The 14,118-nt window shown below is 54.5% G+C and carries 12 protein-coding genes; 7 read left to right on the top strand and 5 right to left on the bottom strand.

Annotation, left to right across the window (positions count from 1 at the left end):
- The first annotated feature begins 196 nt into the window (after nt 1–196).
- Complete coding sequence (locus F5984_RS25185; protein ID WP_246169377.1) at nt 197–3,388, top strand: sensor histidine kinase; 3,192 nt, start codon at nt 197–199, stop codon at nt 3,386–3,388.
- The gene (locus F5984_RS25190) at nt 3,333–3,977 is read left to right on the top strand and encodes a response regulator (RefSeq protein ID WP_152126978.1); all 645 of its coding nucleotides are present in this window, start codon (nt 3,333–3,335) and stop codon (nt 3,975–3,977) included. The genes F5984_RS25185 and F5984_RS25190 overlap by 56 nt, the downstream gene beginning before the upstream one ends.
- A gap of 18 nt (nt 3,978–3,995) precedes the next feature.
- On the opposite strand, the gene F5984_RS25195 is transcribed toward F5984_RS25190, so the two are convergent.
- The 3 genes from F5984_RS25195 to F5984_RS25205 form a co-directional block, all read right to left on the bottom strand.
- Nucleotides 3,996–5,174, bottom strand: coding sequence for a hypothetical protein (locus F5984_RS25195; protein WP_152126980.1), 1,179 nt, complete (start codon nt 5,172–5,174; stop codon nt 3,996–3,998).
- Between the two features lie 3 nt (nt 5,175–5,177).
- A complete protein-coding gene (locus F5984_RS25200) occupies nt 5,178–6,620 on the bottom strand; it encodes a S8 family serine peptidase (protein WP_152126982.1) in 1,443 nt (480 codons plus the stop codon).
- A 156-nt stretch (nt 6,621–6,776) separates the two neighbouring features.
- Nucleotides 6,777–7,217 (bottom strand): PaaI family thioesterase, encoded by a 441-nt coding sequence (locus F5984_RS25205; protein ID WP_185155644.1) that lies wholly within the window; start codon nt 7,215–7,217, stop codon nt 6,777–6,779.
- A 128-nt stretch (nt 7,218–7,345) separates the two neighbouring features.
- On the opposite strand from F5984_RS25205, the gene F5984_RS25210 reads away from it, so the two are divergent.
- The 5 genes from F5984_RS25210 (at nt 7,346) to nagA (ending at nt 11,218) form a co-directional block, all read left to right on the top strand.
- Entirely contained in the window at nt 7,346–8,116 is a 771-nt protein-coding gene (locus tag F5984_RS25210; protein ID WP_152126986.1) for a phosphosulfolactate synthase, read from the top strand.
- A 91-nt stretch (nt 8,117–8,207) separates the two neighbouring features.
- A complete protein-coding gene (locus tag F5984_RS25215; protein WP_152126988.1) occupies nt 8,208–8,861 on the top strand; it encodes a DedA family protein in 654 nt (217 codons plus the stop codon).
- A 125-nt stretch (nt 8,862–8,986) separates the two neighbouring features.
- Nucleotides 8,987–9,754, top strand: a complete 768-nt coding sequence (locus tag F5984_RS25220) for a shikimate dehydrogenase family protein (protein WP_152126990.1) — start codon at nt 8,987–8,989, stop codon at nt 9,752–9,754.
- 18 nt (nt 9,755–9,772) lie between these two features.
- On the top strand, nt 9,773–10,063 hold the full coding sequence (locus tag F5984_RS25225) for a putative quinol monooxygenase (protein ID WP_152126992.1): 291 nt from the start codon (nt 9,773–9,775) through the stop codon (nt 10,061–10,063).
- Between the two features lie 12 nt (nt 10,064–10,075).
- Complete coding sequence (nagA, locus tag F5984_RS25230) at nt 10,076–11,218, top strand: N-acetylglucosamine-6-phosphate deacetylase (protein ID WP_152126994.1); 1,143 nt, start codon at nt 10,076–10,078, stop codon at nt 11,216–11,218.
- 18 nt (nt 11,219–11,236) lie between these two features.
- Here nagA and ribD read toward each other — a convergent pair whose 3' ends face one another.
- The gene (gene ribD, locus F5984_RS25235; RefSeq protein WP_152126996.1) at nt 11,237–12,280 is read right to left on the bottom strand and encodes a bifunctional diaminohydroxyphosphoribosylaminopyrimidine deaminase/5-amino-6-(5-phosphoribosylamino)uracil reductase RibD; all 1,044 of its coding nucleotides are present in this window, start codon (nt 12,278–12,280) and stop codon (nt 11,237–11,239) included.
- A 27-nt stretch (nt 12,281–12,307) separates the two neighbouring features.
- Complete coding sequence (locus F5984_RS25240) at nt 12,308–13,840, bottom strand: P-loop NTPase family protein (protein WP_152126997.1); 1,533 nt, start codon at nt 13,838–13,840, stop codon at nt 12,308–12,310.
- Between the last annotated feature and the right edge of the window lie 278 nt (nt 13,841–14,118).

The following is a 14,118-nucleotide window of genomic DNA, read 5'->3' on the forward strand; positions in this document are numbered from 1 at the left end:
GAGCCTGCCTGTCCTGGTAGAAGAGGGGTGATTTTAGTCCATTCCTGCTCGGTGATCTCATAGCGTCTCATGCCACAAAGATCGTAGGATTGGGTAAGTTTATCCTAATTGTCCACACACTCTAAAACCACCCAAAGCCAATAGGACCTATTTTCGTACTCATGCCGCGTATTGGCTTCCCCTAACCCCTTTGCCTGTGCATCGTATCTGGTCTATAGCGCTCTGGCTTCTGTTACAGCTCACCGCTGAGAGTCGAGCCCAAAACAGTCTGCGTTTTGAGCACCTGAACGTCAATCAGGGGCTGTCGAACCACATCATCTACGCGATGATTCAGGACAGCAAGGGGTATCTGTGGTTTGCTACCGACAACGGCCTGAATAAGTACGACGGCTATACGCTGACCACCTACCACAAAAACCCCAACGACACCACCTCGCTGGTGGGCAATGCCGTGGTACGGCTGATGGAAGACCGGGAGGGTACAATCTGGATCGGAATGATGGGCCAGGGCATTTGCCGGTTCGATCGGCGGACGGAACGATTCACCAACTACCCTCCGAACTCCAAAACCCTCCAACAAGGCACCATTCACACGATGGGCGAAGACCAGTACGGGTACCTGTGGGTGTCGAACGGGCGGGCCGAGTTACGCCGATTTGACAAAAAAACGGGCCAGTACTCGCGGTTCAACTACGCGACCCTGCTGGTCAACAAAACACCAACCGGCCCGGCCGTCACGCCCGTTGTGCATTCCGTTTACTGCGACCGCCGGGGCACTGTGTGGGCCTGCACCGATAATGGCCTGCACCGGCTGCAACCGAGCGCAACCGAAGGGCAGGCGCAACTGACCCACTACCGACACACCCCCACCAACCCGCGTAGCCTGAGCCATAATCGAGTTTGGGAAATTTACGAAGACCCAGGCGGTACTTTGTGGGTCAGCACCGACAACGGCCTCAACCGACTCGACCCCAACACCCAAACCTTTACCCAGTACACGTACACCCAAAAAACCGAAGCTGCGGCCAATACGGTAATCAATCAGGGCTTTCGATACCTTACAAGCGACAGGCAAGGTTACCTCTGGATGGGCACGGGCAACGACGGCCTGTTTCGGTTCGACCCGCGCGGAGGGCAGTTTACCCAATTCGTGCACGATCCGGTTGACCCAACGGGGCTTAGTAGCGATCATATCCGGGCGTTGCTCGTCGACCGGTCGGGGCTACTTTGGGTAGGCACCTACGGCGAAGGCATCGACAAAGCCAACCCCGCCCAGCTGCCGTTTCGGCACTACCGCCCCCTGCCCTATCGGCCCGAAACGCTCAGCTACAAGTTTGTGAGTGCTATTCTGGAAGACCGAACCGGCACCGTTTGGGTAGGAACCGGCCAGGGCCTCAACCGGCTCAACAAACGCACCGGCACCTTTACGCACTACTGGCACGACCCCGCCAACCCCCGCAGCCTGCCCAACCGAAACGTGGAGAGCCTCTTTGAAGACCGACAGGGACGCTTGTGGGTCGCCAGCCGGGGGGTACTGGCACTGCTCGACTCGAAAACAGGCTTGTTTACCAACCTCACCCAAGATACCCTCGGCTACCCCGGTCTGGGTGGGCAGTCGCGCATTTTCACCATTTACCAGGATCGACAAGGCAGCCTTTGGCTGGGCACCGATATGGGGGCTAAACGCTTCGACCCGGCTACCCGACAGGTGATTCACTACCCCTACGACCCGCAACGCACTGATGGCCTGAGCGACGGCTGGGTGCTGTCGATCCGGGAAGACCGGCAGGGTTATATCTGGATGGGAACCGGCAGTGTAGCCCTGAACCGACTCGACCCGAAAACAGGCGGCTTCAAACACTACCGACCCGACCGACAACGGCCCGGCAGCATCACGGCCGACGCCATTTCGGCCATTCTGGAAGATTCGCGGGGAGTGCTCTGGTTTGGCACTTCGGGCGGGGGGCTGTGCCGCTTCGATCCTAAAACCGAAACCTTCCGGGCGTTTACGCAACGCGACGGCTTGGCCGACAATTCAATTCTTGCCATTGAAGAGACCCCACAGGGTGATTTCTGGCTTGGTACCTCCAGGGGGCTCTCCCGGTTTTCGCCAACCCGCCTGACGTTTACCAACTACGACGCCAACGACGGCTTGCAACGCTACGGTTTTCGGGCAGCCCACTGCCGGGGTCGCGACGGAACCCTGTATTTCGGCGGAGACGACGGATTCACAGCCTTCGATCCGGGTGGGCTGTCCATCAACCTATACACTCCCCCGGTAGTAGTCACGCAGATTAAATTATTCGACAAAGCCATTGCGGGACAAGGCGGCACCCAAACACTCGACCTGAACTACGACGAGAATTTTCTTTCGTTCGATTTCGCGGCTCTCGATTTTCACAACCCGTCGAAAAACCGGTATGCCTATCAGCTGGTCGGGCTCGAACCCAACTGGGTGTACAGTGGTACCCGGCGGTACGTTAATTACACCAATCTAGCTCCCGGCACCTACACATTTCGGGTCAAAGGGTCGAATAACGATGGGGTCTGGAACGAAAGCGGTACGTCGATCCAGATTGTGATTCGGCCTCCCTGGTGGCAAACAACCCTTTTTCGACTGTTGGCGGGGGGCAGCCTCATCGCGTTGCTGGTCTTCGGCATCAGGCTCTACACCAAAGCCCGGCTGCGTCGGCAACAGCAAGACATCACCCGCATAATTCGCACGCAGGAAACCGAGCGTCGGCGGCTGGCGGCTGACCTCCACGACGACCTTGGCGGGACACTGGCTACCGTCCGTCGGCGGTTGTCCGACATTCGGCAGCGGCTTCGCGACGTGGAGGCCGCCCGCGAAATCGACGCCCTTGAACCCCTCATTCAGAAAAGCAGCCACGACCTCCGGCGCATCGCCCACAACCTGATGCCACCCGAGTTTGAACGCATCGGCCTGCGCTACGCCCTACAGCAACTGGTGGAGAGCCAACCGGCCCAACCAACCCGTTTTTCGTTTCTGGTGGCTGGTCAGGTTCGGAGTTTGCAACTCGAGACCGAGCTTAACATATACCGCATTGTGTCGGAACTGGTACAGAACGTACATAAGCATGCTCAGGCCCGGCAGGCGGCCGTTCAATTGCTTTATTACGATGATTATCTGAGCGTTACAGTCGAAGACGACGGTTTGGGTAGCCGAGCCGCAAAAACGGAGAACCCGCAGGTAGGAATTGGGCTAAAAAGTAGTAGTTTACGGGCTGAATACATCGGGGCTAAGCTGTGGCGCGAAGCAAGTGAACAGGGTACGCTGGTGGTTCTCGATGTACCTTACACAACCGTACCGCATGTTGCCGTCCGAGCCGACCCGAATTTTGCTGATCGACGACCATCACCTGTTTAACGATGGCCTGAAGAGTCTGCTGGATGAACAGCCGGGCCTGCACGTTTGCGGGCAGGTGTTTAACCCGGCCGAGGCTTTACCCGCTATTCAGCGGACCTCGCCCCACCTGATTTTGCTCGATGCCAATTTACAGGGCACCAATGGTATCGACCTGGCCCGTACCATTCTGAGCAGCTTCGCCCTCGTTCGGATTCTGATGCTGACGATGTACAATCAGCCCAAACTGGTTGAAGAGGCCCGGCGGGCAGGGTTGCACGGTTACCTGCTCAAAGATGCCACCACAGCCGAACTGATGCGCGGTATCCGGGCGGTACTGGAAGGGGGCACCTACTTCGATCCTAACCTGACCCCGCAGGCACCGCCTGCCAGCAGCACGTTTGACGATGACTTTGCCCGGCGGCTCAACCTTACCTTTCGCGAGGTCGAGATTATTCGATTGATCCGGCAGGGGCTAAACAACGAACAGATTGCCGAGCATCTGCACGTGAGTTACGAGACCGTCAAGACCCACCGCAAAAACATTCACTTCAAACTGGGCATCAGCAAAATAACCGACCTGATTCAGTTCGCTATTCGGCACGGGTTATGAGAATGGAAAGTCACGTATTTACTTTTTTAGCTTTCTGACTGCCCGTTTCAGCTCATCGAGTTCTGCCCGCTGCTGTCGGTTATTTTTTTCGAGTTGAATGGTGTAAAGGGTCAGTTCCTCTATCTTCTCCAGCAAGGTAGCCGTAAGTTTGGCTACATCGGCTCCCTCCCGAGCAACCTCCTGCGCTGAGGGCACCCCCGGTAAGTGACCATGCTGTTGTGTGTAAGCCTCTACCTGCGCTAATGACCGCAACCGATACCCCGGTGCAAATACCTTATCGGCCCATTGGCTGGCATCACCAATGCTGATCCGGTATCGGGCCATAACGGTCTCGCCCTGCTCGTTGACCGTCAGAAATTGGTCAGTTGCGCCATGACGCAGGTTAGGGTTACTCAGGTGGCTAAATTTGATGGTACCCCGGTTGCGGAGATTGATAATGCCCCGAACATCAAGTGGAAACTGAGGGGAGTCAGTCCCGATGCCAACAGCCATGCTCGTGTTCGTCGGATCGCCCAGTACGATGGCGTTAGAAACAGCCACACGGGCATTAGCACCGATGGCAGCTGCGTTGGTGAGACTATTGCTGACAACATCGGCAGCATAACCAATCAATGTATTTAGATTGCCTGTACTGTTGTTGATTCCGGCAGTCCATCCCACGAAAGTGTTTGAACTACCCGTACCCGTAGCACTGCCGCCATAGCCTGCTTTAAATCCCAGAAAAGTATTTCTCGCACCATTCACACCTTCCTGACCCGCTTGAGTGCCTACCATCGTATTCTCAGAGCCGGTTTGATTTTTCAAACCAGCACTTGCACCCAGAAAGATGTTTGAAGTTCCGGTAGTATTAGCCCACCCTGCATAGGAACCTAAAAATGAATTAACCCCTCCTGTATTATTACGTCCTACATAAGACCCGATAAAGGTATTATCGTTAGCAGATGTGTTACCTTCACCAGCAAATGCACCGATAAACGTGTTATTATTTCCTGTAGAAATATTCAGACCTGTATTACGGCCGATAAAGGTGTTTTGTTGACCTGCACCTACAGAGATATTATTTCCGCTGTTGATACCTAAAAATAGGTTACTACTCCCTGTTATGTGCAGTACTCGGTTACCACCAAAACTAATTTGTTGGGCCGCTAACGGCTCGTTAGTAAGCGAAAGAAAAAAGACAAGCAGATACTTTCTCATCGGTCAGTTATTATTGATGTTCAGTACTGAACTGGTGGTTGAAAGATCAAGGGTGCCGTTGATGTTAAGTGTATTCCTAACGGGGTACGTCCCACTTGGCACGGTGACAGTATGCCCGGCCTGAATAACCGGGTTCGTGTGTTGCGAGGGTGCCTGATAGGTCCAGTTACTGCCTGTCCAGGAGCCACTGGCAGTAGAGTAAACGGTTGCGGCCCAGTTTACGGCATTGAACGCATTGATACGGCCCGCGCCCAACTGCCCGATATAATTGGGGTTCTGAGCGTTGATGTTATCAGCAGTTGCTTTGATGCCAGCTTCTACCTGGGTTCGGTTCATCGTCGGATTAACCGATAGCATCAGCCCAGCCAGGCTGGCGACCAACGGAGATGCCATTGAGGTGCCACCAATAAGACCGTATGTGTTGTTAAGCAACGTACTTAGAATAGCACTACCTGGCGCGGCAATGTCAATCCAGCTACCGAAATTGGAAAAAAAGCTACGCACGTCGGCTATATCCGTGCTTGCTACTGAAATTACGTTATCGTATGCAGCCGGGTAGTTAAACGAACTTGCTGCATCATTTCCAGCAGAAGCTACCAAGACGCAACCCCGAGAAGCAGCGTAATTGATCACGTCCTGATTGCTTTGGCTAAAGGTTGGCGAACCCCAAGACATATTGATAACCCGTGCGCCATTGTCAGCGGCCCATCTTACGCCTTTATACGCCTGTATCAAACGCCCCTGATTATCGGCAATCTTAACAGGCATTACTTTTATACTGAAGCCTAGTGACGCAATGCCTCTGTTATTGTCTGTTGTGGCTGAAACGATGCCGGCCACATGAGTTCCATGATCGTCGTCAGACCGGTCGGGGTTGGGGTCGTTGTCATCATAAACCACATCACGTCCGGCAACCAGATTGGCGGCTAAATCAACGTGAGAAGTGGCAACACCATCATCCGTAACGGCCACCACTATGGCTCCACTTCCACGCGTAATATCCCACGCCCGTATGGCGTTAATAATTTCCAGATTATACTGTCCAACAAAATAACCGTTTGGAGGTGTGTAATCATTCGGGACATAGACCTTACGATCAACCGGAACCCGTTCGGCGTATTCAACGGCAGGGTCCTGAAGGAGTTTTGATATAACCTCTTGAACCTGTTCTGGTAAAAGGAATTCAATTTTGTAAATTCGCTGTAATCGCTCTGAATTAGGCGTGTAGAATGGCTTTTCAATTTTCGAAGCCGACTTGTTTCCCAACAAGGCCTGAATAAATGACAATTCACCTCGTTTATTAAGCGTTTCGCTTTTTCCAGCATCATGTATAGTGATGTTATCTCTGAGCTTAATATAGATCTGTCCTCTGGCGTAGCTTGAGTCAGCGATTTGCCCAAACCCTAAAACCGGTAAAAGGCAAAAACAGGTAAAGATTAGTCTCATAGAGCGCGGTTAAGTTCGATACAGCGAGCACCAAAAATAGACCGCCGACACCCCACATGGAATACCCCTTTCGGGGGATTTTCTGCATGAAAGAAGTATACGACACTAATTCTGTAATCAGTATTAACCTAGACCACTATTGGTGACCTCAGCCCCTTACCCAATTTTCAGCCCGGTCTGAATCAGGTTGGTACTGCACTTGGCAATAATCTTATCGGTGGAGCCCGTAATCTTACCTTCTACGTGTATGATATTGCGGCCCGCCCGCATAATCCGGGCCTCGGCCGTGATGGTGTCGCCTACGCGGGCAGGATTGAGAAAGTCGACGTTCAGATTCACCGACGTATAGCCGTATTCGCGACCGAGCGCAAATACCAGCATACCGCACAGATCATCGAGAATAGCCGAAGCCGCTCCGCCGTGTAAAACGCCCACTGGATTGGCCATATCGTCGCGAACGACGTATTCCGCCACCATACGGTCGGGCTCTACTACGCGCAGGGTGCCGCACAGCCAACGGCCTACCCCCGAAATACTCTGGGCCATAGGCTGGCCGATCTGCGACTGAAAATACGCCAGACGAGGATTTGTTTGCATGGCCAAAAATAGCACTATCCCAAGCCAAAAGGCGCTCTTGTACTCAATTTTCTGTACTTTCCTGTGTCGTTTGGCTAGGTTCTATTAGCTTTGGGCCATTATTAAGGTAGCCTACCTACTCACAACGAATGAATTACACGCTTACGCAAATCCCCGAACGCACCGCCAAGCCCCGTCATAGTGGTTTCACGATGGTGATGGATAAAGGCCTCAGCATTCGTCAGGCCGAAGATTTACTGTCAACCTCCGCCGACTACATCGATATTATCAAACTGGGCTGGGCCACTTCGTTTGTCACGCCTAATCTGCAGGAAAAACTGGACGTGTACGCAGCAGCGGGCATTCCGGTTTATTTCGGCGGTACCTTATTCGAGGCCTTTGTGGTCCGAAAGCAGTTCGACGATTACCGCCGATTGCTCGACAAGTACAAGATGACCTACGCCGAAGTCTCAGACGGTTCGATCGAAATGGACCCCGACGATAAGTGCGAGTACATCCGCCAATTGGCCACGCAGGTTACGGTACTGTCGGAAGTGGGCTCTAAAGACGAAGCCAAGATTATTCCGCCCTACAAGTGGATCAAACTCATGCAGGCCGAATTGCAGGCCGGTGCCTGGAAAGTGATCGGCGAAGCCCGCGAAGGCGGCAACGTCGGTCTGTTCCGGTCGAGTGGGGAGGTCCGGCAGGGTCTGGTCGAAGAGATTCTGACGCAGGTGCCCTTCGAAAGTATTATCTGGGAAGCCCCCCAGAAGGCACAGCAAGTTTGGTTTGTCAAGCTGCTCGGTGCCAACGTGAACCTCGGCAACATTGCCCCGCACGAAGTGATTCCGCTCGAAACCATCCGTCTCGGCCTCCGGGGCGACACGTTCACTCATTTTTTAAATCAATCCGAACTGTGATTTACGTGATTGGCGCGGTTGCGCTGTCGGAGACTTCTGACCCGCGTAATCACCCCAATCATACCGGGCCGCCGGTCGGTTCATACAACGTATGGAATTAATAAAAACGCTTCTGGATTTCCTGCTCCACCTCGACCGGTTCCTCGACATGTGGGCCAACGAGTATGGAGTGCTGCTATATGCCATCCTGTTTTTGATCGTTTTCACCGAAACGGGTCTGATTGTCATGCCGCTTTTGCCCGGCGACTCGCTGCTGTTTGCCGCGGGTGCCCTGGCTGCTCGAGACACCAACGACCTGAGCGTAGCCGTCATTATTCCCCTGCTCATTGTGGCCGCGCTATTGGGCGACAACGTCAATTATTTTGTGGGTAAAACCCTCGGCAACAAGATCAAAATGCGCGAGCGGATTCTGTTCTTCAAGCGCGAATACATCACCGAAACTGAGCAATTTTACGCCAAATACGGCGGCCAAACGGTAATCATCGCCCGGTTTATTCCGATTGTCCGTACTATTGCGCCCTTCGTGGCCGGTGCGGGTAGTATGGAATATGGCCGCTACATTCGGTTCTGCATTATCGGTGCGATCGTTTGGGTAGTAAGCATCACGCTGCTGGGTTACTTCTTCGGAAATTTCCCTATTGTGCAGAAAAACTTCGAACTGGTTGTGTTCGGAATTATTGGCCTGTCAATTATGCCCATGGTGGTTGCTTTCGCTAAGAAAAAGCTTCAGAACCGGCAGAAATAAACTATTTTTCAGGTTTGGGGTTGAAGAGACCACAAGCCGCCTACTTCATCAGAAATGGATAATGTGAACGAGCTGTAGTGGCTAATCGCATTATCCATTTTTTGTACAATACAACCTAACACCTTATGAACCGCTACGGACTCATTGGCTACCCGCTGACGCATTCGTTTTCTAAAAAATACTTCGCCGACAAGTTTGAGCGTGAGGGCATTACCAACGCCCGGTACGACCTCTACGAAATGGCCGACGTAGCTACTCATCTGCCCGATTTGCTACAAAGCCCCGGTCTGCGGGGGCTCAACGTGACCATTCCACACAAGCAGGCTGTACTCCCCTTCCTGAACCGGCTCGACAGTTCAGCCCAGAAAGTCGGGGCGGTTAATGTGATTCGGGTCGAAGCCGACGGGAGTCTTACGGGCTACAACTCCGATTACTACGGGTTCCGGCAGTCGCTCGAAGAGTGGGTAAGAAGTCAACACCCGGCCGTGCAGAGCCTCGCCGATTTTTTCGAGGGAGCACTCGTCCTGGGCACTGGTGGAGCTTCTAAAGCCGTTGTCGCGGCCCTGAGCGACCTCGGCATCCGGTACAAACTAGTGTCGCGGACGGCCGCACCCGGTGGGTTAACCTATAACGACCTGCCCGGCCAACTGGCCCAGTACCCGCTCATTATCAACTGTTCGCCGGTGGGGACTTACCCCAACGTAACGCAGGCACCCGACCTGCCCTACACCGAGCTGACGGCCAATCACTGGCTCTACGATCTGGTGTACAACCCCGCCGAAACCGTGTTTATGCGGCAGGCCCTCGACCGGGGTGCCCAAGCCCTCAACGGCTACCGAATGCTGGTTCTCCAGGCCGAAAAAGCCTGGTCGATCTGGAACGAAACCCGCTAACCATCAATCCCAAACCTCATGTCTCTTCTCGTTTTTGCCACCATTACGGCCAACCCCGGCCAGGAAGAAGCCCTCAAAGCGGCTTTCCATGAACTGATTCCGCTCGTGCGGGCCGAGGCTGCCTGTCAGTTATACGAACTCTACCACAGCACCGAAAACCCAACCCGGTTTATCATGCACGAGCGGTGGGACGATGAAGCTGGTCTTCAGGCCCACAGTAATATGCCCCACATGAAGGCGTTCGGTGAGAAAGCCCGCACCCACGGCTGGCTGGCCAAACCCGCCGAACTGATTCGGGTGCCCGAATAAGCGCGAATGCAGATGCTTTTTCGCAACGCCACCGTTTTCACCGGTACCGAACTGGTTAGCCAGGCGTCGGTACGGGTGGAAAATGGGCGTATTCTGGAAGTAAACACCACCGACGTATCGGAAGCTACTCCCAACAGCATCGACCTGGCTGGCGACTATCTGGTACCGGGCTTTGTTGACCTTCAGGTGTACGGCGGCACCCAGGTTTTCCTAAACCAGGCGCCCACCGCCAACACCGTTCGGCATATACTGAACGCCCACCGACGCTGCGGGACCACATCGGTGCTTCCGACCCTGTTTACCGCCCCTCAATCGGTGCTCATGCAGGCGGCCGAAGCCGTGCGCGAGGTTATGCATGAGCAGCCCTTCGGCGTGCTCGGTTTCCACGCCGAAGGGCCGTACATCAGTCCCGACCGCCGGGGTGTTCATCCGGCAGCGGCCATCTGCACCCCCAATCTGGATCAGCTGGCGCACCTGTTTGGGCAGTACGGCGATGTACTTTCGCTGATGACTCTGGCCCCCGAGCAATTCACACCCGAGCAATGGACGTGGTTGCTTGCCCACAAACCCGCCCGATTGCAGCTGTCCATTGGCCACAGCAACGCCACCTACGGGCAGGCTCGGCGAGCCCTCAACGAGGGGGTTACGCTGGCAACACACCTGTATAACGCCATGCGCGGTTTTGAGAGCCGCGAGCCGGGGGTAGTTGGGGCGGTTTTCGACCACCCGACGGTGCAGAGTAGCCTTGTGGCCGACGGGTTTCATTGCGACCCCGTCTCCATTCGGCTGGCCCACCGATTGCTGGGCAATCGCCTGTTCCTGATTTCCGACGCGCTATTGATTCGACCCCAGCAACATCAGTTCTGGCTCACTGCCGATATGCCCCTGCACTACGAAAATGGGCGCATTCTGAACCACCAAAATCAGTTAGCTGGCTCGGCTATTACCCTGCTCGATGCCGTCCAGCTCTGCGTGGAGCAAGTCGGTATCTCCCTCCCAAACGCATTGCAAATGGCTTCGACGGTACCCGCCCAAGTAGCGGGGTTTGGTCACACATTGGGCAAGATCGCGCCCGGCTACGTGGCCAACCTCCTCCGGCTCGATCACAGGCTGGAGCTACAGAACGTGTGGATTGAGGGTAGCCCAGTGATGTAGGCTACCGGGTGGTTTGGCTTAGCGGGCGCGGTAAATACTCAACTCGTCGGGGCCGACCATCTCCCGGCTCACCAACCGCCCACTAGGGGCTGGTGCCGGTACACCCGCCCCCAGCATTTTAGGACTCCGAAACACCCGCATCTCATCCCACAGATTCGCCTGTATAAACGAGCTGAGCAGCGCTACGCCCCCCTCTACCAGTACCGACTGGATATGCCGATGGTGCAAATCGGCTAATAACTGCGACAGGAAGTCTTTACCCGAATTGAGCGTTACACATGTGGCCTGCATATCGGCCGGTGGCTCGTTATACGTGTAGCATAAAGTTGGCTGCGACCCATCGAATACGTGCAGCGATTGCGGCAATGTCCCCATCTTGTCGATCACAATCCGGGTTGGGTTCAGCCCATGCCAGAGCCGGACGTTCAGGCTGGGATTATCGTTACGAGCCGTGTTGGTGCCTACCATAATAGCGGGTTCTTCGGCACGCCAGCGGTGCACAAGTCGTTGCGCCAGCGGGCCCGATATAGACACCGGTTGCCCACCCGGCCCACCAATGAAGCCATCAGACGTTTCGGCCCATTTGAGCAGAATGTAGGGCCGCTGTTGCTCCATTTGCGTAAAGAAGCGCCGGTTCAGCTCGCGGCCGCGCTCGGCCAACACACCCGTTTCGACAGCAATACCGGCCTCACGGAGCCGCGTTAGGCCGCGCCCGGCCACCAATGGGTTCGGGTCATCGTTGCAGACTACCACCCGGCTTACCCGCTTCTCCACCAGCAGGTCGGCGCAGGGGGGCGTTTTGCCGTAGTGCGAGCATGGCTCCAGGGTCACATAAGCCGTGGCCTGGGGCAACAGGTGCTCATCTTCGGGCCGCACCGATCGAACAGCGTTGACCTCGGCATGAGGCCCACCATAGCGTTGATGCCAGCCCTCGCCGATAATGCGCGGCCCGGTGCGGTCGTCGTACACCAGCACGCAGCCCACCATGGGGTTGGGGCTAACAAAACCGCGCCCCAGAGTCGCTAACTCCAGGGCGCGGGTCATATATAGTTCGTGGTTCATTGGGTAGGCTGTTTGCAAGCCGCCAAGTTAAAACCGATCGTCGTCATCTTCGTCCTCTTCTTCGCCAAAGTGTTTGGTCGGATCGAACATAGAGCCCACCAAATCCTGAAACGACTGCCCGGTATCCATCGCTTTCTTGCCAATAAGCGAGTATTCGGCAATGCCGTGGAGGGCAAACTCCATCATAAACAGTTTCTCGGCCTTACTCAGGCGCGGGTGCAGTTCGTCAATCAGATCGTCGAGACCATCAATGGTACGCAGGCGGCTTTCGTAATCGCGGTTGGGCAAATCACTCAGGATTTCCATCGTGTTACCATCACCAAACCAGTCGGTGATTTTCTTATAAATGTTGCCGCGCTTTTCCTTCTTAGCCTTTTCGGGGTTCGGAAAGTAGTTCAAAAATTGCGTCCTGATGGATTTCCCAATCAGGTTTTGGGCCACAATAACCGGGCCTTCTACCTCACCCTCGTACACAAGCTCCACCTTGCCGCAGATAGCCGGCACCACGCCGTACAGGTCGGCAATGCGCACGTAAGTCTCTTTCTCGCTATTGATCAAAGCCCGGCGCTCAGCCGATGATAACAGGTTTTCGTAGGCTGAAATGGTCATCCGCGCTGATACCCCCGACTTGGCGTCCACGTACTCACTTTCGCGGGCTTCCATAGCCACCTGCTCAATCAGGTCGGTAATAAGGTCGTTGGTTTTAACCAGCCCTTTCTGTTCCGTCTTAACAATGGCCTCCTGCATGGTAATTTTCTTACCCGTTGCAATCGACTTCGGATAGTGCGTCACAATCTGGCTATCAATCCGGTCTTTCAGCGGAGTTACAATGCTACCCCGGTTGGTGTAATCTTCCGGGTTGGCCGTAAACACGAACTGAATGTCGAGCGGTAACCGCAGCTTGAAACCCCGAATCTGAATATCGCCTTCCTGCAAAATATTGAAAAGCGACACCTGAATACGAGCCTGCAAGTCGGGCAACTCGTTAATCACGAAGATGCAGCGGTGCGAGCGTGGAATAAGCCCGAAGTGAATCGTCCGCTCGTCGGAGTAAGGCAGTTTGAGCGTCGCAGCCTTGATAGGGTCTACATCGCCAATCAAATCGGCTACCGACACATCGGGTGTGGCCAGTTTTTCGGTGTACCGGTCACTGCGGTGTAACCAGCCAATGGGGGTTGCATCGCCCAGTTCAGCAATGCGGTCGTGTGCATAGCGCGAGAGGGGTTGCAGCGGGTCATCGTTCAGTTCGGAGCCCTCTACAACCGGAATATATTCATCGAGCAGGTTGACCATCAGCCGGGCGATCCGGGTTTTGGCCTGCCCCCGCAAACCAAGCAGGTTGATGTGGTGCATCGACAAAATAGCCCGCTCAACGTCGGGAATAACGGTTTCTTCGTACCCCCAGATTCCGGGGAAAACCATCTCTTTTGCCTTAATTTTTTCGATCAGATTATCGCGTAACTCCTGCTTGATGGAGCGTGTCTGGTAACCAGCCGCTTTGAGTTCACCAAGCGTTTTGATAGTAAGCAACTCTTTTGCCTTCAGATTGCGGTAACTCATTCGTAGGGGAGCGTTGTTATTAGATGGTGTATTCCCGAAATCAACAGCCCGCAGGCCCGTTCAGACCGGACATACATCCTTATGCTAACAGGGTTTTCGGCCAAATGGTTTTTACAAATGTCCTCGGTTTTCCCCTGCATCCTGCATCGCTTTGGCTGCCCTATTTTTAGGGATTGAGCGTATCGGGTTTCGGTACTTCTGAGGCTCAGCTCGCTTACACCAATCCAAGAAAATCAGGCATTATTCAGTCAACAAAAAAGCCCCACCTTGCGAGCAAG

It is taken from the genome of Rudanella paleaurantiibacter (assembly GCF_009184635.1).
Taxonomy (GTDB): domain Bacteria; phylum Bacteroidota; class Bacteroidia; order Cytophagales; family Spirosomataceae; genus Rudanella; species Rudanella paleaurantiibacter.

Excerpts from the sequence above, each read along its gene's own strand:
- F5984_RS25190 (WP_152126978.1), top strand. The coding sequence starts at position 3,333 with ATGTTGCCGTCCGAGCCGACCCGAATTTTGCTGATCGACGACCATCAC.
- F5984_RS25195 (WP_152126980.1), bottom strand. The coding sequence starts at position 5,174 with ATGAGAAAGTATCTGCTTGTCTTTTTTCTTTCGCTTACTAACGAGCCG.
- F5984_RS25200 (WP_152126982.1), bottom strand. The coding sequence starts at position 6,620 with ATGAGACTAATCTTTACCTGTTTTTGCCTTTTACCGGTTTTAGGGTTT.
- F5984_RS25205 (WP_185155644.1), bottom strand. The coding sequence starts at position 7,217 with ATGCAAACAAATCCTCGTCTGGCGTATTTTCAGTCGCAGATCGGCCAG.
- F5984_RS25210 (WP_152126986.1), top strand. The coding sequence starts at position 7,346 with ATGAATTACACGCTTACGCAAATCCCCGAACGCACCGCCAAGCCCCGT.
- F5984_RS25215 (WP_152126988.1), top strand. The coding sequence starts at position 8,208 with ATGGAATTAATAAAAACGCTTCTGGATTTCCTGCTCCACCTCGACCGG.
- F5984_RS25220 (WP_152126990.1), top strand. The coding sequence starts at position 8,987 with ATGAACCGCTACGGACTCATTGGCTACCCGCTGACGCATTCGTTTTCT.
- F5984_RS25225 (WP_152126992.1), top strand. The coding sequence starts at position 9,773 with ATGTCTCTTCTCGTTTTTGCCACCATTACGGCCAACCCCGGCCAGGAA.
- nagA (WP_152126994.1), top strand. The coding sequence starts at position 10,076 with ATGCTTTTTCGCAACGCCACCGTTTTCACCGGTACCGAACTGGTTAGC.
- ribD (WP_152126996.1), bottom strand. The coding sequence starts at position 12,280 with ATGAACCACGAACTATATATGACCCGCGCCCTGGAGTTAGCGACTCTG.
- F5984_RS25240 (WP_152126997.1), bottom strand. The coding sequence starts at position 13,840 with ATGAGTTACCGCAATCTGAAGGCAAAAGAGTTGCTTACTATCAAAACG.